Source organism: Jiangella endophytica (genome assembly GCF_003427025.1).
GTDB classification, from domain to species: domain Bacteria; phylum Actinomycetota; class Actinomycetes; order Jiangellales; family Jiangellaceae; genus Jiangella; species Jiangella endophytica.
The window spans coordinates 23,285-45,062 of record NZ_QVAI01000023.1 but is presented as its reverse complement, the minus strand read 5'-3'; the positions used below and the strand labels follow the sequence as shown (position 1 = coordinate 45,062).

At 73.5% G+C, this 21,778-nt stretch carries 19 protein-coding genes; 14 read left to right on the top strand and 5 right to left on the bottom strand.

Annotated features, from left to right (window positions below):
• The first annotated feature begins 35 nt into the window (after positions 1–35).
• The 5 genes from DZA62_RS31210 to DZA62_RS31195 all read left to right on the top strand — a co-directional run bounded on the left by DZA62_RS31210 (position 36) and on the right by DZA62_RS31195 (position 4,672).
• Positions 36–2,153, top strand: coding sequence for an MMPL family transporter (locus tag DZA62_RS31210; protein WP_116952872.1), 2,118 nt, complete (start codon positions 36–38; stop codon positions 2,151–2,153).
• Between the two features lie 77 nt (positions 2,154–2,230).
• A complete protein-coding gene (locus DZA62_RS31205; RefSeq protein WP_116952929.1) occupies positions 2,231–3,397 on the top strand; it encodes a sensor histidine kinase in 1,167 nt (388 codons plus the stop codon).
• Positions 3,394–4,083, top strand: coding sequence for a response regulator transcription factor (locus DZA62_RS31200; RefSeq protein WP_198664394.1), 690 nt, complete (start codon positions 3,394–3,396; stop codon positions 4,081–4,083). The genes DZA62_RS31205 and DZA62_RS31200 overlap by 4 nt, the downstream gene beginning before the upstream one ends.
• A gap of 43 nt (positions 4,084–4,126) precedes the next feature.
• A complete protein-coding gene (locus tag DZA62_RS36050) occupies positions 4,127–4,291 on the top strand; it encodes a hypothetical protein (protein ID WP_157988022.1) in 165 nt (54 codons plus the stop codon).
• Between the two features lie 78 nt (positions 4,292–4,369).
• A complete protein-coding gene (locus DZA62_RS31195; RefSeq protein ID WP_116952871.1) occupies positions 4,370–4,672 on the top strand; it encodes a TraR/DksA family transcriptional regulator in 303 nt (100 codons plus the stop codon).
• Positions 4,673–4,727: 55 nt separating this feature from the next.
• On the opposite strand, the gene DZA62_RS31190 is transcribed toward DZA62_RS31195, so the two are convergent.
• On the bottom strand, positions 4,728–5,288 hold the full coding sequence (locus DZA62_RS31190; RefSeq protein WP_116952870.1) for a DinB family protein: 561 nt from the start codon (positions 5,286–5,288) through the stop codon (positions 4,728–4,730).
• A gap of 99 nt (positions 5,289–5,387) precedes the next feature.
• Between DZA62_RS31190 and DZA62_RS31185 the strand changes: the two genes are divergently transcribed.
• Positions 5,388–6,386, top strand: coding sequence for a YdcF family protein (locus DZA62_RS31185; RefSeq protein ID WP_116952869.1), 999 nt, complete (start codon positions 5,388–5,390; stop codon positions 6,384–6,386).
• Positions 6,387–6,423: 37 nt separating this feature from the next.
• Here DZA62_RS31185 and folE read toward each other — a convergent pair whose 3' ends face one another.
• Positions 6,424–7,023: a GTP cyclohydrolase I FolE gene (folE, locus tag DZA62_RS31180; protein ID WP_116952927.1), complete on the bottom strand. Its 600-nt coding sequence runs from the start codon at positions 7,021–7,023 to the stop codon at positions 6,424–6,426.
• Between the two features lie 162 nt (positions 7,024–7,185).
• On the opposite strand from folE, the gene DZA62_RS31175 reads away from it, so the two are divergent.
• Entirely contained in the window at positions 7,186–7,893 is a 708-nt protein-coding gene (locus tag DZA62_RS31175; protein WP_116952868.1) for a helix-turn-helix transcriptional regulator, read from the top strand.
• A 60-nt stretch (positions 7,894–7,953) separates the two neighbouring features.
• On the opposite strand, the gene DZA62_RS31170 is transcribed toward DZA62_RS31175, so the two are convergent.
• On the bottom strand, positions 7,954–8,388 hold the full coding sequence (locus tag DZA62_RS31170) for a pyridoxamine 5'-phosphate oxidase family protein (protein WP_198664393.1): 435 nt from the start codon (positions 8,386–8,388) through the stop codon (positions 7,954–7,956).
• 420 nt (positions 8,389–8,808) lie between these two features.
• Here DZA62_RS31170 and DZA62_RS31165 point away from each other — a divergent pair, with 420 nt between their 5' ends.
• Genes DZA62_RS31165 through DZA62_RS31140 form a run of 6 tightly spaced genes read left to right on the top strand, consistent with a single transcriptional unit; the run spans position 8,809 to position 15,269 of the window.
• Complete coding sequence (locus DZA62_RS31165; protein WP_198664392.1) at positions 8,809–10,152, top strand: ABC transporter substrate-binding protein; 1,344 nt, start codon at positions 8,809–8,811, stop codon at positions 10,150–10,152.
• Entirely contained in the window at positions 10,149–11,084 is a 936-nt protein-coding gene (locus DZA62_RS31160) for a carbohydrate ABC transporter permease (protein WP_116952867.1), read from the top strand. Before DZA62_RS31165 ends, DZA62_RS31160 begins: the two co-directional genes overlap by 4 nt.
• Positions 11,081–11,965, top strand: a complete 885-nt coding sequence (locus tag DZA62_RS31155; protein ID WP_116952866.1) for a carbohydrate ABC transporter permease — start codon at positions 11,081–11,083, stop codon at positions 11,963–11,965. Before DZA62_RS31160 ends, DZA62_RS31155 begins: the two co-directional genes overlap by 4 nt.
• Positions 11,962–12,666, top strand: a complete 705-nt coding sequence (locus DZA62_RS31150; protein ID WP_157988021.1) for a hypothetical protein — start codon at positions 11,962–11,964, stop codon at positions 12,664–12,666. The genes DZA62_RS31155 and DZA62_RS31150 overlap by 4 nt, the downstream gene beginning before the upstream one ends.
• Positions 12,667–12,687: 21 nt before the next feature.
• Positions 12,688–13,455 (top strand): GH116 family glycosyl-hydrolase, encoded by a 768-nt coding sequence (locus DZA62_RS31145; RefSeq protein ID WP_116952864.1) that lies wholly within the window; start codon positions 12,688–12,690, stop codon positions 13,453–13,455.
• Positions 13,456–13,475: 20 nt separating this feature from the next.
• Positions 13,476–15,269 (top strand): GH116 family glycosyl hydrolase, encoded by a 1,794-nt coding sequence (locus tag DZA62_RS31140; RefSeq protein WP_116952863.1) that lies wholly within the window; start codon positions 13,476–13,478, stop codon positions 15,267–15,269.
• An 18-nt stretch (positions 15,270–15,287) separates the two neighbouring features.
• On the opposite strand, the gene DZA62_RS31135 is transcribed toward DZA62_RS31140, so the two are convergent.
• Positions 15,288–17,540, bottom strand: coding sequence for a LamG-like jellyroll fold domain-containing protein (locus DZA62_RS31135; RefSeq protein ID WP_116952862.1), 2,253 nt, complete (start codon positions 17,538–17,540; stop codon positions 15,288–15,290).
• Positions 17,541–17,736: 196 nt separating this feature from the next.
• Here DZA62_RS31135 and DZA62_RS31130 point away from each other — a divergent pair, with 196 nt between their 5' ends.
• Entirely contained in the window at positions 17,737–18,921 is a 1,185-nt protein-coding gene (locus tag DZA62_RS31130) for an ROK family transcriptional regulator (protein WP_116952861.1), read from the top strand.
• An 80-nt stretch (positions 18,922–19,001) separates the two neighbouring features.
• Here DZA62_RS31130 and DZA62_RS31125 read toward each other — a convergent pair whose 3' ends face one another.
• Entirely contained in the window at positions 19,002–21,749 is a 2,748-nt protein-coding gene (locus DZA62_RS31125; protein WP_116952860.1) for a CBM35 domain-containing protein, read from the bottom strand.
• Positions 21,750–21,778 lie beyond the last annotated feature (29 nt).

Genomic DNA, 21,778 nt, shown 5'->3' with positions numbered 1-21,778 from the left:
GCGGGCGGGCACCCGTCCCGGCGAGGGTCGGGGGCATGAATCTCACCCAGCCGACCGGCACCTCCCTTCCCCCGCCCGGCGTCCCGGACGCCGGGCCGCTGCGGCGGCTCCTCCGGGCGCTGCATGACCACCCGCGCCGCGCGCTGGTGGCCCTGTTCCTGTTCGTCGTCGTCGCGGGCGCGGTCGGCGGTCCGGTCGCCGGGGCGCTGGACTCCGAGGGCGGGTTCACGCCGTCCGACGCCGACTCGGTGCGCGCGGTCGAGCGGATCGAGGCCGCCACCGGGCTGCAGCCGTCGCCGGGCGTCGTGCTGCTGGTCGACACGCCGCCCGGCACCGGCGACGCCGATGTGCAGGCGGCGGTCTCGACGCTGGCCGGCATCGACGGCGTCGCCTCGGCCGATGTCGCGGGCGCGGCGCCGGACGGGTCGTCGGCGCTGGTGGTCGCGACGCTGGCGGCGTCGGCCGACGACGAGGCCACGGCCCGGGAGGCCGTCGACGCGTTCGCCGGCGAGGACGGTGTGACGGTCGGTGGCGGCGCGGTCGTCGGCCTTCAGCTCGGCGAGCAGATCGGACAGGACCTCGCCCGCGCGGAGATCTTCGCGTTCCCGGTGCTGGTGCTGCTGTCGCTGCTGGTGTTCGGCGGCCGGGCCGCCGTCCTGCCGCTCGTGGTCGGCGTGACCACGGTGCTCGGCACCTTCCTGGCGCTGACCGGGATCAACCAGGTCTACGGCGTCAGCGTCTTCGCGCTGAACCTGATCATCGGGCTGGGGCTGGGCCTGGCGATCGACTACACGCTGTTCCTGCTCACCCGCTACCGCGAGGAGCTGGACCGGCAGGGACCGACGCTCGGCGCCCTGGTCACGACGATGCGGACGGCGGGACGCACGGTGGTGTTCTCCGCGGCGACGGTCGCCGTCGCGCTGGCGACGCTGCTGGTGTTCCCAATGGGCTTCCTGCGCTCGATGGGCCTGTCCGGCGCCGTCGTCGCGGTCGTGGCGGCGGTCGCGACGCTGGTGATCAGCCCGATGGTCTTCGGGTTGTGGGGCGCCAAGCTGGCCCGCCGCCGGAAGGGCGACGCGGCCGAGGGCCGCTGGTACCGCGTCTCGCACGCCGTCATGCGCCGGCCCGGCCTGATCGCCGTCGTGACCGCCGCCGTGATGGTCGTGCTCGCCGCCCCCGCGCTGCGCACCGCTTGGACGCCGGTCGACGAGACGATCGTCCCGCCCGGCCAGAGCGCCCGGGTCGTGTCGGACACCATCGCGAGCGAGTACGGCGGCACCGGCACCACGCCGGTGACCATCGCCGTCGACGGCGACAGCCCCGCCGAGCTGGCCCGCCAGGCGTCGTCGCTGCCCGGCGTCGTCACGCCCGCCGAGCCCGTCGACCTCGGCGGCGGCACCTGGCAGGTCGACCTCGAGGTCACCGGCGACCCGGCCGGCGAGGACGCCCGCGCCGTCGTCACCGAGGTCCGCGATCTGGCCGAGCGGAGCGGTGTCGACGCGCTGGTCACCGGGCCGGCCGCCGACTTCATCGACCAGCAGGCCGCGATCGCCGGCAGCCTCCCGCTGGCCGTCACGCTGCTGGTGCTGCTCACGATGCTGGTGCTCTGGCTGATGACGGGGTCGGTCGTGCTGCCGGTGAAGGCGATCGTGATGAACGCACTCACCGTGGGCGTGGCGCTCGGCGCGATCACCTGGATCTACCAGGACGGACGCTTCGCCGACCTGCTCGGCTACACGCCCAACGGCGGTATCGAGCCGACGAACTTCCTCATCGCCGCCGCGCTCGTGTTCGCCCTCTCCACCGACTACGGCGTGTTCCTGCTCGGCCGGATCAAGGAGGCCCGCGAGGAGGGCCTCTCCGAGCGCGAAGCGGTCGCCGTCGGACTCGGACGCACCGGTGCCGTCGTCACCGCCGCGGCGCTGCTGCTGGCCGTCGCCATCGGGGCCTTCAGCACCAGCGAGATCTCCTTCATCCAGCAGATCGGCATCGCGACCGCCATCGGCGTCCTGGTCGACGCGTTCGTCGTTCGCTCGCTGCTGGTCCCGGCGTTGATGGGCCTGATGGGCAAGTGGAACTGGTGGGCGCCGATGTGGCTGCGCCGGGTGCACGACCGGGTCGGTGTCTCCGAGGGTGAGCCCGCCCGCCCGTGACGGCGTACGAACGCCCGGCTCGACGTACTCCCCTGGGAGGACGACGAGCCGGGCGTCTCGTCACTACCGTGAACGTCGTGACCCTGCTGCCCGCCGGCTCCGTCCGCGACCGCGTCCTCGACGCGGCCGGGTTCGCGCTGTGCGTGGCGCTCATGATCATCGACGTCGCCCGGACGCCGGATGCCGACGTCACCGTCGTCTCCGTCGGCGCCGTCGTGCTGGCCGCGGCGCCGGTGCTGCTGCGCCGCAAGGCTCCGGTGGCGGCGCTCACCCTGGCGATGCTGCTGTTGCTCGCCGTCATGTCAGGCGCCGGCATCTACGTCACCATCGCCGGCCCGGCGATGATCTGCGCCTACGCGCTCGCCGAGGACCGCGGGCGACGGGCCGCCCTCGTGGCCGGCGCGCTCGCGCTGCCGCTGGTCGTGCTGATCCTGCAGGTGTACAGCCCGCACGGGTACCTCACCTGGGACACCGCGAAGAACCTCGCGTTCGTCGCGATCCCGCTCGCGCTCGGCGTCGCCGCCCACGACCGCCGCGCCTACACCGCCGCGCTGGTCGACCGCGCCGAGTCGGCCGAGCGGACCCGCGAGGAGGAGGCGCTGCGCCGGGTGGGCGAGGAGCGGCTGCGCATCGCCCGCGACGTCCACGACGTCGTCGCGCACGCGATGGTGGCCATCAACGTGCAGGCCGGCGTCGGCGCGCACCTGCTGGACCGCGACCCCGACCAGGCCCGGTCCACGCTGCGCGAGATCAAACGGGTCAGCGGCGCGTCGCTGGACGACCTGCGCTCCGTCCTCGGCCTGCTCCGCGAGGAGGGCGTCGAGGCCGTCACGGCGGCGCCGGTCCGGCCCACGCAGGGCATGGCCGGCATCGAGGAACTGCGCGAGGGCCTCGGCTCGGCCGGCGTGGAGCTCGACGTCGACGTCGACCCCGCGGTCGGCGCGCTGCCGGCCGCCATCGACGCCACCGGCTACCGGATCGTCCAGGAGGCACTGACCAACGTGCTGCGCCACGCCGGGCCCACCACCGCACGTGTGCGGGTCGCCCACCGCGACGACAGGATCGTCATCGAGGTCGAGAACGACCGCGGCAGCGGACCGGCGCCGGACGGCCGCGCGGGCTCCGGCAACGGCCTGCGCGGCATGCGCGAGCGGGCCGCCGCGGTCGGCGGGTCGTTCGAGGCCGGCCCGCGCGACGGCGGCGGCTGGCGGGTGGCGGCGTCGCTGCCGGTGGGCGTGCCGTGACCGCCCCCATCCGCGTGCTGCTGGTCGACGACCAGACGCTGGTGCGCGCCGGGTTCCGGGCCCTGCTGAACTCCGAGCCCGGCATCGAGGTCGTCGGCGAGGCCGTCGACGGCGGCGAGGCGGTCCGGCTGGCCGTCGAGACGGTCCCCGACGTCGTGCTGATGGACGTCCGCATGCCCCACGTCGACGGGCTCGAGGCCACCAGGCGCATCACCGCCGACGCCAGGCTGCCGGTGGTCAAGGTGATCGTGCTGACGACGTTCGAGCTGGACGAGTACGTGTTCGGCGCCCTGCGCGCCGGCGCCGCGGGGTTCCTGCTCAAGGACGTCGAACCGGAGGCGCTGGTCGAGGCGGTCCGGCTGGTGCACGACGGCCAGGCGCTGCTGGCGCCCCGGGTCACCAAGCGGCTGATCGAGGCCTACGTCGCGTCCGCCGCGCCGGGCGTGGCCGAGGCGCCGGCGCCGCCGCCACCCGACGACCGGCTGGCCGACCTCACCCCGCGCGAGCGCGAGATCCTGGCGCTGGTCGGGCGCGGCCTGTCCAACCACGAGATCGCCGAGCGGCTCGTGCTCTCGCCGCTCACCGCCAAGACGCACGTCTCCCGGCTGTTCTTCAAGCTCGGCGCGCGCGACCGCGCCCAGCTCGTCGTCACCGCCTACGAGACCGGGCTGGTCAGCGTCCCCTGACAGGCGCGTTGGTCCCCGCGGGTTTCGTTGCTATGGTGCGGCCATGATCTCGGGGTGGGCTGCGGCACAGACGGCGACGTCCGAGCCCGCCCACGTCCTCGCCGGGCCGGCGCTGCTGGCACTCCAGCTGGCCCAGAACGCCCGCGGCATCCGCGGCCTCGACGTCCTGCGTCGCAGCGTCGACCGCGCGCCGCCCCGCTGCTCCTGACCCCGCCATCACCACGCGCCGTCCGCGCGTGATCCCAGCGCGCCCGCGCGCTCATCGGCACGCCCCAGGAGCAGCAGCATGACCACACCCACCTACCCCGCCATCGACGACGACGCCCGGGCCCGCATCGAGGCCGCGCTCGACGAGGCCGCGACCGGCCGCCGCCGCCAGCTCGACGACCTCGCCGAGGCCGTCGGCGACTCCCCCGCCGCCGCGCACCGCGCGAGCGTCGCCCGCATCCTCAGCGACGTCGAGGCCGCACAGAACCGGCTCGCCCGCGGTGCCTTCGGCGCGTGCGCACGCTGCGGCGCGGCGATCCCGGTCGAGCGCCTCGAACTGCGGCCGTGGACGCGGGTGTGCGTCGGCTGCGCGAGCCGCTGACGCCCTCACGTCGCCGGCGGCCCGCCGACGACCGGAGCTCACCCGGTGACGGCGGCTACTGACCCACCCGGCCGTCGATGCACTCGCGCAGCAGGTCGGCGTGGCCGCAGTGGCGGGCGTACTCCTCGACCCGGTGGACCAGCAGTTCGCGGATGGCGAGGCCGTCGTGGCCCACCCGGGTGCCGAGGTCGGGATACGCGGCCACCACCGCGTCGGTGGCCGCCTGCTCGCGGGCGAGATCGGCGAACGCGCCGTCGACGACGGACTGCTCGCCGACGGCGCCGTCGAAGTCGGAGTCGCGCGGCCCGTAGAGCTTCGGCGCGGGGTCGTCGGGACGGACCCAGTTGCGCCAGTCGCGCTCGACCTCGGCCAGGTGCCGCACCAGGCCCAGCAGCGACATCGTCGACGGCGGCACCGACCGGCGGGCCAGCTGCTCGGGGTCGAGGCCCTCGCACTTCATCCGCAGCGTCAGCCGGTAGTCCTTGATGTACTCCTGCAGCGTGGCCAGTTCGCCGTCGGGACTGGTGCCCTCGGAGTTGCGGGGGTCGTCGGCAGGGTCGACCCACATGTCCGCATAGACGGTCGCCTGGGTCCACCGTTCGGGCGCATCGCTCATCCCGCTCACGATGCTGGGCGTCCGCCGGGCGCGCAAGCGAGTTTCCCGGTCTGGCCGAAGCTCCCGCGGCGACCTCGGCGGCCCGGTTACTGTGCGCGCATGACGTCGCAGCTCGTTCTCGGCGGCGCCCTGCTCGCCGTCTTCGCCTGGCGCTTCCACCGCGAGCCACGACGGCTGAGCAACGGACTCCTGCTGCTGCTCGGCGCGGGGCTGGTGCTGCTCGGACTGCTCGGCGAGCTCGCGCCGGAGGCACTGGTCGTCGTCATCGTGGCGTCGCCACTGCTCGTGGTCGGGCTGGCGGTGCTGCTGATCGTCAACGGCGTCGGCGTGCTGCGCCGCGAGCGGTTCCGGCTCGGCAACGCGATGTCGCTGCTGGCCGGCCTCGCCATCGTCGCCGTCGTCGTGGTGGTGCCGGCAGGCTTTCTGATCGTCGCCCGCTCGCAGGAGCCCGGCGTGCTGCCGGCGCTGCTGCTGTCGCTGCTCGGCGTGGCCGGCTACATCGGGTTCGTCTTCACCCTGGTGACGCTCTACGCACTGGTGTACTCCCGGTTCACGCCGCGGCCCGGGCACGCCGCGATCGTCGTCCTCGGCTCGAGCGTCCACCGCGGCACCGTCCCGCCCCTGCTGGCCAGCCGCCTCGACAAGGCCGTCCAGCTCTACCACCGCGAGGTGGCCGCCGGACACACCCCGCTCATCGTCGCGTCCGGCGGCCAGGGGCCCGACGAGCCGCTCGCCGAGGCGGAGGCGATGGGCGGCTACCTGCGCGAGCAGGGCATCCCCGGCGAGCTGGTGGTCGAGGAGGACCGGTCGCGGTCGACCCGCGAGAACCTCGTCCTCAGCCAGCGGCTGCTCGCCGAGCGCGGCGCCGGCGGCCGGCTGCTCGTGGTCACCAGCAGCTACCACGCGCTGCGCGCCGCCATCCAGTCCCGTCAGCTCCGGCTGCCGGCACAGGTCACCGGCGCCAGGACCGCCCGGTACTACGTCCCCAACGCGTTCCTGCGGGAGTTCGTGGCGCTGCTGGCCGACCACAAGCTCCTCCACGGCACGATGATCGCCCTGATCATCGCCGGTCCGCTGCTGGTCTACCTCGCGAGCTGACGCCGCTCTCCCGCGGCCCGCCCGTCGTCAGTGTGCCTCAGCCCTGGACTCCGGAGAGCGCGAAGAACTCCTGCCGGGAGCGGCCGTCGTCGCGCAGGGTGCCGAGCAGGGTCGACGTGACGGTGGTCGAGCCGATGGCCTGGACGCCGCGCAGCACCATGCAGCTGTGCTCGGCCTCGATGACGACGCCGACGCCCTTGGGGTCCAGCCGCCCGGCGAGCCAGTCGGCGACCTGTTTGGTCAGGCGTTCCTGCACCTGGGGCCGGCGGGCGAAGTGCTCGACGATGCGGGCCAGCTTCGACAGTCCCAGGATGCGTTCGCCAGGCAGGTAGCCCACGTGCGCGACGCCGACGAACGGCAGCAGGTGGTGCTCGCAGACGGAGCGGACCGGGATGTCACGCGCCAGCACGAGCTCGTCGTAGCCCTCGTCGTTGGGGAACGTGGTGAGGTCGAACGGGCGCGGGCTGAACAGCTCGGCGTAGGCGCGGGCCATCCGCGCCGGCGTGCGCCGCGTCCCCTCGGCGTCGGAGTGGACGCCGAGGGCGCGCATGAAGTCGGCGGCGGCCCGCTCGGCGGCGTCGAGGTCGACACCGTCCTCGGGCTCGTGGACCACCCGCAGGTGACTCGAGGCGTCCATCGTCACCGCCGGACGCCGTCGGGCCGCTTCGCGTGTTCGATGCTCATGATCATCGTCGGCCTCCGCGGCAGGAACTATTTCACCAACAAGTATTGGTCTTATTACCCATCGTGGTCAAGCGATGCGGATTGAACTCATCGCGGTACGCGTTATCGTGTCCGTGTGACGCGAGAGGCCGCGATCAGCGCCGTCGCCGCGCTGGACGAGCCGCTGCGCCGCCGGATGTACGCCTTCATCCGGCAGGCCCGGCGGCCGGTCACCCGCGACGAGGCGGCCGCCTCGGCCGGCATCTCGCGCAAGCTCGCCGCGTTCCACCTCGACAAGCTGGTCGACGCAGGCCTGCTGCGGGCGCGCTTCGAGCCCGTCGGCGGCATCCGCAAGGTCGGGCGCACACCCAAGGTGTACGAGCCCGCACAGGACGACATCCAGGTCGCCATCCCGCAACGGCAGCACGCCATGCTCGCCGAGGTCCTCATCGACGCGGCGCTCACCGAGCACGACGGCGAGAACGCGCGCGAGGCCTCGGTCCGTGTGGCACGCCAGCACGGCACCGACGCCGGCGCGGCGGAGCGGGCCCGCACGACACCGGGCCGGCTCGGGGCCGAGCGGGCACTGACGCTGACCGAGGGCCTGCTGGCCGACTACGGCTTCGAGCCGGCGCGCGAGTCGCCGACCTGCGTGCGACTGCGCAACTGCCCGTTCCACCCGCTCGCCGCCCGCTCCACCGAGCTGGTCTGCGGCATCAACCACGCCTTCCTCAGCGGCCTGCTGAGCGGGCTGGAGGCGAGCCGCCTCCGGGCGGTCCTGGCACCGCGCCCCGACGAGTGCTGCGTGGAGCTGCGCGCCGACGGCACGGCCGCGCATGGGTGAGGGATCCGGGTAGCCAGAGCAGCACAGATCCCGCACCCGTCGATGAGCCGGTCGGCCCGATCAGCCCGCCACGCGCCGGGGCGGGATCCGCCGGCCGCGGACGATCTCGGGCCGGATGCGGATGTAGTGCGGCCGGATGCCCGGCGCCCACGGCGTCAGCCCGAGGGTCGCGAGCCGCTGCCGTTCCGCCTCGTCGACGACCGCGTCGGCGCGCCCGACCAGCACCACCGACCAGCCGGTCAGGGCGTCCTCGTCGTACTGGTCCGCCTCGAACGCGACGACGGCGGACCGGGTGGCGGCCGCGAGCTTCGACCCCATGCTCGTACGGATGATCACATCGTCGCCGTCGAGAACGAAGTTCACCGGCTGGACGGCCGGCAGTGCACCCTCGGTGAACACGATGCGCCCGATCGGCACGCTCGCGAGCAGCGCGTAGCAGTCGGACCGGCCGAGCTTCTCCAGCCCGGCGGAATCGGCATCGCTGTCGGGGTCCACTCGACCATGATCCGACGCCGCTCCCGACATCGCCAGCGCGTGCGGGCGTCCGGAGTAGAAATCGATTGCCTCGACGCGCCCGCCGCGATGCCGGAGCCAGGCCGCCACGCCGGGCGCGCCGACGACGCGCCGGGAGGGCATCGCCCCTCGTCACCACCGGAATGGCGCCTCCCGATGAGCCCGGCGACCGCGTGTCGGCTATTGACGGCGGTCGTGTTCGACTATATCGTTCCGCGGAAATCGATTTCCGACGTGTCGATCCGGAGGTTTCGATGGCGGTGCCGGGCACCAGGCCGAGTCGCCGCAGCCTGCGTCGCCGGCGATCGCCGGCACGTCGGCGCGCCGCGCCGGACCGGTGACCCGAACACCGGAGGCCCGCCCGGTCCCACACCCTCGCCATCGTCGATCAAGGAGGATCCGATGCGCTTCACCCCAGACCACCCCACCAGCGGCACGTCCCTGTCGCGCCGGCGGCTGCTACAGCTCATGGGCGCGGCGGCGACCGTCCCGGTGCTCGGCGCGGCGGCCGGCTGCGAGAGCCCCGGCTCGACCACCGGCGGGGGTGGCGGAGGCGGTGGTGGCGGCGACACGCTGACGTTCGTGTACCGCGGCGACGCCAACCAGCAGGAGGCGTTCAACAAGCTGTTCGCCGAGTTCAACAAGGTCGAGCCGGACATCAAGCTGAAGGCCCAGGGCATCGCCGCGGACACCTGGGGCGACTTCTCCAACACCGTGGCGACCCGGATCGCCGGCGGCCAGGTGCCCGACATCATCCAGATCGCCACCGAGGGGCAGCGGATCTTCGCGTCGAAGGACCTGCTCGAACCGCTCGAGCCCTACATGGAACGCGACCAGGACGTCGTCGACGACTACTTCGCCGACATCGACCCGAACCTCGTCGAGTGGAACACGAAGTACGCCTCGCACGACGGGCAGACGTACTACATCCCGGGCGGCTACAACACCGTCTGCTTCTGGTACAACACCGAGACCTGGGCGGCGGCCGGTGCCACGCCGCCCGCACCGGGCTGGACGTGGGACGACTTCCTCACGGCGGCCGACAAGCTGAAGGCCGCCGGCGTCTACATCCTGCCGATCGGCTCCGACCCGTTCACGGCGATCATGCCGTGGATGCTGACCAACGGCGGCTCGCCGCTCGACGAGGACTGGGCCACCCCGACCTTCGACACCGCCCAGTCGATCGAGTCGCTGCAGTTCTGCCGCGATCTCATCGCCAACGGCTACGCGCCCGAGCCCGGCGGCGCCTTCGACGCCGGCGAGGCCCTGACGAAGGGCACGCTGGCAGCGATCGCGGGTGGGCGCTGGCCGGTCATCGACATGCGCCGGCTGGAGTTGGTCGACAAGATGGCCATCGTCCCGATGCCGCAGAAGACCGGGCCCGGCTCGCCGGTCGGCTGGGACGCCTGGCCGATCACCAAGGCGTCGGAGAAGAAGGACGCCGCCTGGACCTTCATCAAGTTCATGATGTCCAAGGAGGCGAGCGAGTTCTACGCCTCGATCGGCGGCACCATCGTCCCGGCCCGGCTGTCCGTCGCGAACAGCCCCGCGTTCACCGACGACGCGCCCGAGGGGACGACCGCGCTCTCGGAGGCCATCTCCTACGCCACGCCGGTGCCGTCGCCGGACCGCGGCGCCGAGGTGCAGACGGCGATGATCAACGCCTGGGACAAGGCGCTCAGCGGCAACGAGTCGCCCGAGACGGCACTGGCGCAGGCGAACGAGGAACTGGCCGGACTGCTATGACGGCCGGTCTCGCGCCGCCCGTCCTGGTCGACGCCGGCGCTCCCCCGCGCCGGCGGGCCCGGCGCCGGCAGACCCTGGCGGGGCTGGCCTTCCTCAGCCCGGCGCTGGTGCTGTTCCTCGTCTTCATCGCCGGGCCGTTCGCGTTCGCGATCTTCCTGAGCGTGCACTCGTGGGACCTGCTGACGCCGCGCGAGTACGTCGGGCTGGAGAACTTCCGGCGGCTGTTCTCCGACCCGCTGCTGCCGAAGGCCATGCTGAACACGTTCCTGTTCGCGCTGGCCTCGGTGGTGACGCACGTGTTCGGCGCGCTGCTGCTGGCGCTCGCGGTGAACCGGCCGATGAACCGGTTCGTCTCGTACTTCACCCGCAGCGCGGTGTTCTTCCCGTACCTGCTGTCGTGGGCGGCGGTCGCGCTGCTCTGGAAGTACGTTCTCGACCCCACGTTCGGGCTGGTGGCGTACTACCTCGACAAGATCGGCATCGACGCGCCGAACTGGTTCGTCGACCCGTCGTGGTCGCTCCCGGCGATCATCGGGATCGACTTCTGGTACACGATCGGGTTCACCTTCGTGATCATGCTCGCGGGGCTGCAGACGGTGCCGTCGGAGCTGGTCGAGGCGGCCCGCACCGACGGCGCCAACCGGCGGCAGGTCTTCTTCCACGTGACCATCCCGATGATGTCGCCGGTGCTGTTCTTCGCGGTGATCATCACGTTCATCGGGGCGTTCCAGATCTTCGACCCGATCCAGATCATCACCAAGGGCGGGCCGGACGACGCCACGATGACGATCGTCATGTACCTGTACCAGACCGGGTTCCAGGCCTTCCAGATCGGCTACGCGTCGGCCATCGCGATCCTCGTCTTCATCGTGATCATGGCGGTCACCGGCCTGCAGTTCCTGCTCGCACGGAAGTGGGTGTACGAGCGATGAGCCTGCGCGTCGACGTGGACGCGAACGACCTGCTCCGGCCCCGCGACCGCCGACGACGGCGGCGAAAGCCCGGTGCGATCGCCTTCGACGTCCTGGTGCTGGTCGTCGGCCTGCTCATGGCGGCGCCACTGGCCTGGCTGTTCGCCGCCAGCGCCACCGAGCCGGGCGAGGCGTTCACGCTGCCGCCGAAGTGGCTGCCGACACCGTTCTCGACGGAGAACTACTCGCGGGTGCTCGAGCTGATGCCGTTCGGGCGGATGGCGTTGAACAGCGTGATCGTGGCCGTCATCAGTGTCAGCGGGTCGCTGCTGGTGGCGGTGCTGGCCGCGTACGCGTTCTCGCGGCTGTCGTTCACCGGGCGGAACCAGATCCTGGTGGTCATGCTGAGCGCGCTGATGGTGCCCGCTCAGCTCACGATCATCCCGGTGTTCGTGCTGATGCGGAACCTCAACCTGGTGGACACCCTGACGTCGCTGTGGCTGCCGGCGCTGATCAACGTGTTCGCGATCTTCTTCCTGCGGCAGTACTTCAACTCGATCCCGCGCGAGCTGGACGAGGCGGCCCGCATCGACGGCGCCGGCCACCTGTGGATCCTGTTCCGGATGCTCGTCCCGCTGTCCGGGCCGGCGCTGTCGGCGCTGGCGATCCTCGGCTTCCAGGCGTCGTGGAACAACTACTTCGGCCCGCTGATCTTCATCTCCAGCCCGGAGAAGATGACGCTGCCGCTCGGGCTGGTCACGCTGCAGAGCGGGCAGGGCGGCGCTCCGGCCGCGGTCGTGTTCGCCGCGATCGCCATGGTGGTGGCGCCGGTCCTCGTCCTGTTCCTCGCCTTCCAGCGCAACTTCGTCGCGTCGGTGGCGACCGCAGGGCTGCGGGGGTGACGATGCGGACCTTCGCTCTCCCGTCCGTGCCGCCCGCCGCCGAGGAGGACTGGCTGCGTCGCGGCGCCCGGGCACTGTGGCCACGGGCGCCGTGGGTGCTGGCCGGGTCGGTGCCCGTGCTCGCCGTCGTCGTGGCGGCCGGCTGGCTGAGCGGCGGGCACCTCCTGGTCACGGTGCCGGTCGCCGGGTTCGCCGGAGCCCCGGCCCTCGTCGCGCTGGCGATCGTCGCGCAGCGGCTGGTGCTCGACGGCGACCTGCGGGCCCGCGACCTGCGGACGCCGGGGTGGGCGCGGGCCGTCGCGGTGGTCTGGACGGCCACGGCCGCCGTCGCGCTGACGCTGGCGGCGTTCGAGGTGTACGGGCGGACGGGGTCGGCGGCGGCGCTGGCGCCGGCGCTCGCGGGCTCCGTCGTCGCCGCGCACGCCGTCGCGCTGGCGCCCGCCGCCGTCGCATTGGTCCTCGACCGGCCCCGCGCGCCGTGGCGCAACGTCTGGGTCGTGGCGCTGCTCGCCGCCGCCCGCCGGCCGGTGCCGGTGCTGGGCGGGTGGGTGGCCGCGGCGCTGCTGGGCTGGCTGGCGCTGCGGCTGCAGGTGCTGCTCCTCGTCGTGCCGGGCGTCGTCGCGGTCGTGCTGGTCAGCGCCGCGTGGACGGCGCTCGGCGGGCTCGGCGTCACGCCGTCGCGGCACCGCACCACTCCCTGACCTGAGAACGGAAGGACCGCGATGCCGGAACCCCGCACGATCGCCCACTCCGACGGACGGCACGTCGCGATGCCGCTGGGTGGCATCGGCACCGGCACGGTGGCACTCGGCGCCGACGGCGGGCTGCGGCAGTGGCAGCTGCACAATGTCGGCAACCACCGCGGCGACCTGCCCGGCTCGTTCCTGGCGATCCGGGCCACCCAGTGGGAGCCGCCGCTGGACGAGCTGCGCGTCCTGCAGGCGCGGCCGGTCCCGGGCCCGCATGCGCCGACGCCGCTGGTCACCGACGACGCGATCCCCGGCTGGCAGGCGCGGCTGGCGTCGCGGTACGGGTTCGGGTCGGCGCGGTTCAGCGCGACCTACCCGTCGGCACGGGTCACCCTGGCCGACGACGCGGTGCCGCTGGACGTGACCCTCGAGGCGCTCAACCCGTTGGTGCCGATGGACGAGGACGCGTCGTCGCTGCCGGTGGTCATGCTGACGATCACGCTGCGCAACACCGGCCGGTACCCGGTGCACGGGCAGCTCGGCGCCGCCCTGCAGAACGCCGTCGGGCACGACGGGGTGTCGCCGATCGACGGCGTCCAGGGCGCCGGATACGGCGGCAACACGAACCGCGTCGCCCGCGGCACCGGCTGGACCCGGGTCGTCATGGAGAACCACACGCTCGCCCCCGAGCACGCCGGCGCCGGGCAGCTGGTGCTCGCCGTCGACGACCCTGGCGCGGCGGTCCTGCCGCAGTGGCGGCGGCCGGAGGAGTTCCTCGCGTTCCTGCGCGGCGCGACCTGAGCCGCCCCGCGCGGCCAGGCATGACGCCGTCGCGGCCGGACCACCACCCCGGCGCCCCGGACGGCGGTCTCGGCGCCAGCCCGCCCGGCGCGACCTGGAACGGCGGCGTCGCCGCGCCCTTCCACCTGGAGCCGGGCGCGAGCACGCGGATCCGCGTCCAGCTCGCGTGGCACTTCCCCCACAGGTACGTCGACTTCACCCAGTTCGGCCCGGCGCGGCCCGAGTGGGGTCCGACCCGGTTCTGGCTCGGCAACCACTACGCGCTCGCCCACGCCGACGCCGTCGACGTGGCGCGCACGGTGGAGTCGCGGTGGGACGAGCTGGTCGAGCGCACCTCGGCCTGGACGTCCGTGCTGGCCGGCAGTTCCCTGCCCGCGGACGCCGTCGAGCACCTCGCGGCGCAGGCGGCGTTCCTGCGCAGCCCGTCCTGCTTCCGCGGGGCCGACGGCCGGTTCTTCGGCTTCGAGGGCGTGAACGGCGCTTCGACGCTCGGGCACGCCGGCGACGTCGGCGGGTCGTGCCCGCTGAACTGCACCCACGTATGGACGTACGCGCAGGCCGTCGCGGCGCTGTTCCCCGGGCTGGAGCGGTCCATGCGCGAGACCGAGTTCGACGTCATGCAGGCGCCGGACGGCTCCGTCCCGCATCGCGTCATCGTCCCCACGTACCTGCCGCAGCTGTGGGACGTCCGGATCGGCGGGCCGGACGAGCCGGCGCTGGACGGCATGCTCGGGGCCGTCCTCAAGACCTACCGCGAGGTGCGCGCGTCGGGCGACCTCGACTGGTTGCGGCGGTACTGGCCGCGCGTGCGCCGGCTCGTCGAGCACGTCCGCGGCCGCTGGGATCCGTCGTCGTCGGGCGTGCTGCGCGGCATCCAGCCCAGCACCCACGACATCGACCTGTGCGGCGTCAACCCGTTCATCGGCTCGCTGTGGCTGGCCGCGCTGCGGGCACTGGAGGAGCTCGCGCTGTTGATGGACGAGCCGGAGTACGCACGCGAGCACCGCGAGCTGTTCGACCGCGGCTCGGCCGCCTACGACGAGCTGATGTGGAACGGCGAGTACTACCAGCAGGTGCTCGAGCCCGGTGACGACCCGACGTTCCAGTGGGAGACGGGCTGCCTCGCCGACCAGCTGATCGGGCAGTGGTGGGCGCACCAGCTCGACCTCGGCCACGTCCTGCCGCGCGAGAACGTCGTCGCCGCGCTCCGGTCGGTCGTCCGGCACAACCTGCGGCGCGGGTTCGACGGGTTCGAGCACCCGTACCGCGTGTTCGCCGACGGCGACGACACCGGCCTGCTCATGTGCACCTGGCCGAGCGGCGGGCGTCCCGAGGTGCCGACCCGCTACTGCGACGAGGTGTGGACCGGCTCGGAGTACCAGGTCGCGGCGGCCTGCCTGGCCGAGGGCCTGGAGGACGAGGGCTGGGCCGTCCTCCGCGGCGTCTGGGGCCGGTACGACGGGCGGCGCCGCAACCCGTACAACGAGATCGAGTGCGGCGACCACTACGTCCGGGCGATGGCCGGCTGGTCCGTCCTGACGGCGCTCACCGGCGCCCGCTGGAACGCCGTCGACGGCACCCTCCGGCTGCGCCTCCCCGACGACGGCGCGAGCTGGCCGATCACGCTGGGCGCCGCGTGGGGGCGGGTGTCGCGGTCCGGCGGACTCGTCGTGCTCGACGTCCTCCACGGTGCCGCGGCCGTCAGGCGCTGCGAGCTCACCTCGCCCGGCGGCGCCGTCGTCGCGTCGGCCGCGGCCGCGTCGGACCTGACGTCGTCGTCCGAGCCGCTGGTGGTGCGTCTCGAGCCGGCCTGACCCCGCCCCCTCGCGTCGTCAGCCCGGGCCCGGCAGCTCCAGGACGCAGGTCGCCGCCGAGTGCACGGCCGCGCGGAACCGGTCGACGACCGGGGACTCGACCGTCGTCCGGTCCAGACGCCGCTGCAGGAGCCGGATCGCGGCCCGTTCCTGGCCGCGGTTCGACGCCGCGGCGACCCGCTCCAGATCGGCGCGGAGGCCGTCGCGGACCGCCGGCGGCAGCTCCCGCGCCGCGTCGCTCTCGATGGCCTGCCAGGCGAGCTCCATCTCGCCCTGCAGCGCGCTGGTCGTGGTCGTCGTGTACGGCCGGTCGGTGAGGCAGACCGGCTCCCCCGCGTTCAGGAAGCGGGTGAGGAAGGTGTGCGCCGCGATCTGCGCCGTGCGCTCCTCCCGCAGCCGGTAGTTGCTCTCCGTGGTGTCGAGATAGGTGTGGCCGTCGGGGAAGCGGTTCTGCAGGTCGACGGCGGCCTGCAGGTGCAGTGCCGCCCACTCGCTCGGCGGCGCGCCGCGGTCGCCGCCGATGCCGTAGCTGTCGGCGATGACGTCGGCCTGGGCGAAGTAGAGCGGGAACGTCGTGCCCCAGTCGTTGCCGTCGGGGTAGTAGATCGCCGGCTCGCCCGGCACGTAGATGGTGCCGCCCGGCGGGAGCCACGGCGGGGCCGGGAAGTCCAGGTCGACCAGCGCCTCGTAGGTGAGGTCGACGTTGCGGAGGAACGCGGCCGCCGGCAGCTGGCCGGTGAGCTGCTGCGCGAGCGCGTTGTTGACGTTCTGGTCGAACGCGAGCATGTAGATCGGGTGCATCAGGTTGTGGTTCTCGACCGTGCCGTCGGCCTCGACGTTCGAGCCGTCCAGCAGCTGGTCCAGCCGGCGCCCGTTCACGACCTCGGTCGCCGTGACGTCCTGGGGTGTCGCCCAGGCGGCCAGGGACAGCGCGAGCGCGTCGTCGCGCCACCGGGTGCTGCCGGCCGCGCCGGGCATCATGATGGCCGCCAGCCCCGACAGCGAGCTGCGCCACGCGTTCTCCTCGGCCTGGGTGTTGCCGGGCCGGACGATCGTGCCGGCGGCATCGCGGTAGTACTCGGGGTCGGGCATCGCGTCGGCCTCGGCGGCCACCATGGTCGTCACGCACGCCCGCTGCGCGGGGCTGAAGTCGTCCCAGAGCAGCCAGGCGGCGAGGCCGTTGTAGTACGCCCACAGCGACGCCTGCCACAGCCGCGACTCCGTCCCCCAGCCGCCCGGGTCGTTCGCGCGGTGCTCCGCGGCGGCGGAACTGGCCAGCCGCACCACCCGCTCGCGCGCCTCGGCCTCGCTGACGCCGGTGTCGGCGGGGTCGTAGGCGCCGGTCGCGAGCAGGATCGCGGTGCTCACCGACGCCATCGCGGGACCGCGCAGCGCGTCCTCGGTGTTGCCGATGCGCTGCGCGAGGTTGATCCGCTCCCCCTGCTCGCCGGCGAAGCGCTCGTTCCAGTAGGTCGTGGTGACGTAGCGGCTGGCGTTGCGCGCCGCGGCCAGCGTGAGCCGGGTGATCTCGTCCTGCGGGATCGGGCGGTCCAGGATCGCCGGGTCGGGCGGCGTGACCGCCAGGTCGGTCGTCGCCGCCGCCTCGCACCGGGCCCACTGTTCGGCTCGCGGCGTGGCGGAGAGCGCGACGCCGCCGAGGGAGCCCCGGTAGAAGAACTCGCTGCCGCGGTCGCCGCCGTTGCCCAGCCGGATGGGGTTGTTCCCGGTGTTGATGACCGGCATCGCCATCGCCGACGTCACGTCGCGGCCGGCCCCGCCGTCGATCTCGACGGTCACCGTCCCGGGCTCCCACGTGACCGTGACGTCGTAGCTCGTCCCGGGCTGCGCGACCACGCCGGTGGCGAACTGGGCCCAGGCGCTCTGGCCGACGACGCGGGACCAGAACCGGAACTCGCCGCCCGGCATGATGTAGAACGCCCAGCCCTGGTTGGTGGTCGACCGGCTGGTCGCGATGGCCTGGTGCGTGCCCGTCAACGGGCCGGGCACGACGTCGGTCAGCTCCAGCCGCCAGCGGTCCTCGCCCGGTTCCAGGCGGCGGTCGTACGGCAGCCGGATCTCGGAGTCGTCGCGGCCGGCGAACCGCGCGCTGCCGCCGGCGAACGTGACACCCGCGAGCGCCTCGCCGTGGCGGTCGCCGACGGAGTCGCGGGCGTCGCCGTCCAGCGCCCAGGACGACGTCGTCTCGCCCGGGCCGTCGGCCTGCGCCGCCGGGGCGGTGCCCACGTGCCCGAGGACCAGCGCCAGCCCCACCGCCGCGCCCGTCAGGCGGAGGAGGGCCGGGCCGCCGCGTGGCGTCCGCCGGGGTTGTCTCGCATCGTGCTGACCGAGCCGCAACATACGAACGCCTCCGATTCAGGGGCCACCTCGCCGGGCGGGTGCGGAGAGATCTATCAGGGTTCGGGCGAATTATGCAAGGTCCTTTCTTAAGCCCGTCTATGCTCGACCCGTGGTCCGTACAACCTCGCAGAATCAAGCCCGCGGCACCGCCCGGCTCCGGCTGATCAACACCCGGCTGGTACTGACGACCCTGCGCGGCGTCGGTGGACCGGTCCAGCTCACCGAGCTGGCGAGGATGACGTCGCTGACCCGCCCGACGGTGGCGCAGATCGTCGCTGGGCTGGAGGAACGCGGCCGGCTGCAGCGCTACGAGCCCACCGCGGCCGCGGGCCGGCCCGCGGTCCGCTACGGCCTCGCGCAGGACGCCGCCGCGGTCTTCGGCGCCGACGCCGGACGGCACCGGGCGGTCGTCGAGATCGCGAGTCTCGACGCCACGATCCGCGCGCGGCAGGAGCGACGGCACTCGCACCCGCTGGGCGACACCCTGTTGGCACTGCTCGGCGAGATGCTCCGCGAGTGCCTGGCCGAGGCCGGACTCGCACCGGGCGCCGTCGTCGCCGGCACCATGGCCAGCCCGGGCATCGTGGAGCAGCCGTCGGGACGGATCACGCTGCGGCCCGGCCTGGGCGACTGGGACGGCACGCGCATCGGGTCCGCGCTCGGGCCGCACATCGGTGGCGCGGTCACCGTCGAGAACGACGCGAACCTGGCGGCCCGGGCGATGTGCGCCGTGTCCGGCATGCCGCGGACGTTCCTCTCGCTGCAGTGGGGACAGCGGCTCGGCGCCGGCGTCGTCGTGGACGGGCAGGTCTACCGCGGACCGTCCGGCGCGGCCGGCGAGCTCGGGGCGCTCGTCGTCCCCGATCCCGCCACCGGCGAGCTCGGCCTGCTGGAGGAGGTCGTGCGCGCCAGCCGGCTCCCGCTGGTCGGCGGCGTGCCGCGGGTCTCGACCGAGGAGCTCGTCGCCCGGGCGGAGGCCGGCGACGAACCCTCCGCCGGCGCCCTGCGCCGCGGGGTCGACCCGCTCGCCGCCGCGGTCGCCCCGATCTGCCTGAGCCTGGACCTGCGGACCGTGACGATCTCCGGCGCGATCGCCCGGTCCGGACCGGCCCTGATCAGGGCGTTCCAGGACCGGCTCGACGCCCACGGCGCCGTCGACGTCGACTGCCTGCTCTCACCGTTCCACGAGGACACCGTGCTGCGCGGCGCGGTCGGCAACGCCGTCGACGCGGGCTGGGAGTGGCTGCTCGCGGACGCCGACCAGGTGGTCGCGGCGCCCGGCCGGGCGCGGTAACCATCTGGCCGGACGCCGGCCACAGCGGGTGCGGCCGTCCGTCCGGGCCGGCGCGATCCGGCCCGGACGGACGGCGGCCCTCAGGGGACCCGGATCGGGGCGATCTCGAACCGGTCCAGGTCGGGCGCCCACGGGCTGTCCAGCGCCGGCCGGCACGGCTGCGGGCACTCGGCCGCGGCCGCGCCGCGGGCCGGGTCGTTGGAGAGCGTGATCTCGTTGCGCCCGGCGGCCAGCGTCACCGGGACGCCGCGGGCCCACCAGTTGCCCCACGACCACGTGTTCTTGAGCCAGTGCCGCGCCGGCTCGCCGCCGTTGACGGACACGTCGATCGGGCGGGAGATGATGTCGGCGTTGTACGGGTGGCCGGTGTCGCGCTCGTCGTTGGCGTAGTGGACGACCAGCAGGTGCTCCCCCGCCCGCGCGGCGTCGACGGTCAGCGTCACCGAGTTGGCCGGGCCGTTGCCCACGCCGCCCACGAAGGAGCCGCCCGACGCGGCGCGATGCGACCGGATCTCGGCCGACCCGGCGAGCGTCGCCTCCTCCGCCTCGATCGCCGTCACCGGCCGCGCACCGTCGACGGCGGGGGTGACGGTGACCGCGTCGAGCCGCACCGGGGTCTGGCCGGTCGGTGTCACGGTCACGCGGTTGACGCCGGCGGAGAGGAACAGCCGGTGCCGGTCGGTGTCCCAGAACCCGCCGCCGGGCGCCGCCGTCAGGACCCCGCCGTCGACCGGGCGCCGGTCCAGCCCGATCCGCGCGACCGCCGAGCCCGGGCGGCCCGGGCTGCTGTGCCTGACGTCCAGGTCGTAGTAGCCGTCCCGCTGGGCGTAGACGGTGACCAGCGCCTCGGCGCCGCGCCTCAGCACGACGTGGCCGGCGCCGGACTGGTCGCCGCGGCTGTACTCGTAGCCGGCGGGGCCGCTGGTCTGTGCCAGCTCGGCCTCGTAGGTGCGGGCCGGTTCCGCCCCGGCGTCGCCGCCGAGCTGCTCGAGGTCGATGCGGTCCAGCGTCGCCTCGCCGACGGCCCGGCCCAGCGTCGGGTCGGACGCGGCCAGCCGGATCTCGTTCTGCCCGGCCGCCAGCGACACGACGACGTCGGCGCGGGTCCGCCAGGTCCAGTTCATCGTCGCCTCGTAGTCGACGAACCGCGGCGCGCCGCCGTTGACGGTGAGCACCTGCTGCGACGGCTGCCCGGTCTGGTTGCCGTACATGATGCCGAGGCGGTAGTCGCCCGCGGCCGGCACGTCGACGGTGAACGCGACGGCGCTCTGGGCCTGGTTGAGCGAGCCTACGTCGCGGTTGCCCGACGCCGCGGCCGCGTTCCAGTTCTGCAGCGTGCCCTGGGTGTAGACGGTGCCCGCGGTGATCGCGGCGTTCTCGGCCTCGTAGGTCGCCCGCCACGGCCGCTCGACCGGCTCCCGGCTGCCGCTGCCGCCGGGCGACAGCACGATCTCGTAGGCCGTCATCCGGTCGACGTTCGGGCCGCCGTCGCCGTGGACGCCGAGCCCGCGCAGCGGCACGGTCACCGTCCCGTCCGCCGGTGTCACGTCGGCGCGGTGCAGCACCTGCGGCGGCGGCGCGTCGGAGTTCTGGCCGCTCCAGGTGGTGGCCCGCACCTCGACGTGGACGGTGTCGCCGAACAGCTCCTCGTCGGCACCCTCGACGACCACGTCGACCGGCTCGGCCGTCCCGCCGGTGACGATGCGGGCCTGCCGGCGGTCGTCGTCGACGACGGCGATGGCGTCCAGCGCGTCGACGGTGGTGGTGTCGGGCCGCGTGACGGCGACGGTGTCACCGCCGTGCAGGTCGGCGTACATCTTGTAGAACCACCAGCCGCCGCCCGGCTTGTTCGTCTGCACGACGTCGCCGGCCTGGCCGCCGGCCGCGGTCCAGTAGGCCTTGCCACCGGCGGCGACCTTGGCCTCCTCGAACATCGCGGTCCACTTGATCAGCTGGCCGGGGACGGTGAGGTCGCGGTTGCCGCCGTACTCGTTGATGTCGATCGGGATGGGGTCGATGCCCAGCTGACGCTCGAGCTGCCGGTAGGCCGCGTACGTCCGGCGGAAGTGGTTGCCGCTGTTCGGGTCCAGGCTGTCCGACGGCAGCTGGTGCCACGTGGTGAGGTCGGGCAGGACGTCGTTGTCGCGGGCGAAGGTGAGGAAGTCGGTGTAGTTGCGCAGCCGGAAGGTGGCGTCGTTCATGCCGGCGACCCGAGCGCCGGGATGGTTCTCGCGGATGTATTCCACCGCCTGCTTCCAGTGCCGCAGGAACGCGTCCATGCGGGTGCGGTAGGCCGCGGCGTTGCCGGTGCTGAGGTTGTACCAGATGTGGTCGGGCTCGTTGAACGGCACGTAGACGAACCGGTCGGCGTCGGGACGGGCGGTCACCTGGTCGACCACCCAGGCCAGCTTCTCCATGAAGCTCGCGAAGCACACGTCGTTGCAGGGGACGACGCCGCCGGGGTTCTCGTAGGTCCACTGCGCGTACATGTCCTGCACGTAGATCTGGATGTACTCGCCGCCGTTGCGGAAGAACGGGTCGGCGACGACGAGCGCGTCGCCGTTCGGGTGCTGCGCGCCGGCCGGCGGCTTCTGCGCGATGCTGTGCAGCCGCAGCGGCTCGAGGGTGTTGTCGCTGGGCACGCCGTCGTCGCTGAGCCCGTAGAGGGTGCCGCCGCCGGCGCCCAGGAACGGGCCGGTGCGTTCGTCCAGGTCCACGACCAGCCGCTGGGCGTCGTCGGCACGGGCCGGTGGCGCCGGCAGCGTGCTCGCGGCCAGCGCGCCGGCCACGACGCTCAGCGCGGCGATCGGTGCGATCCACGTTCGCATGGTGTCCTCTTTCCGTCGTCGTCGATGGG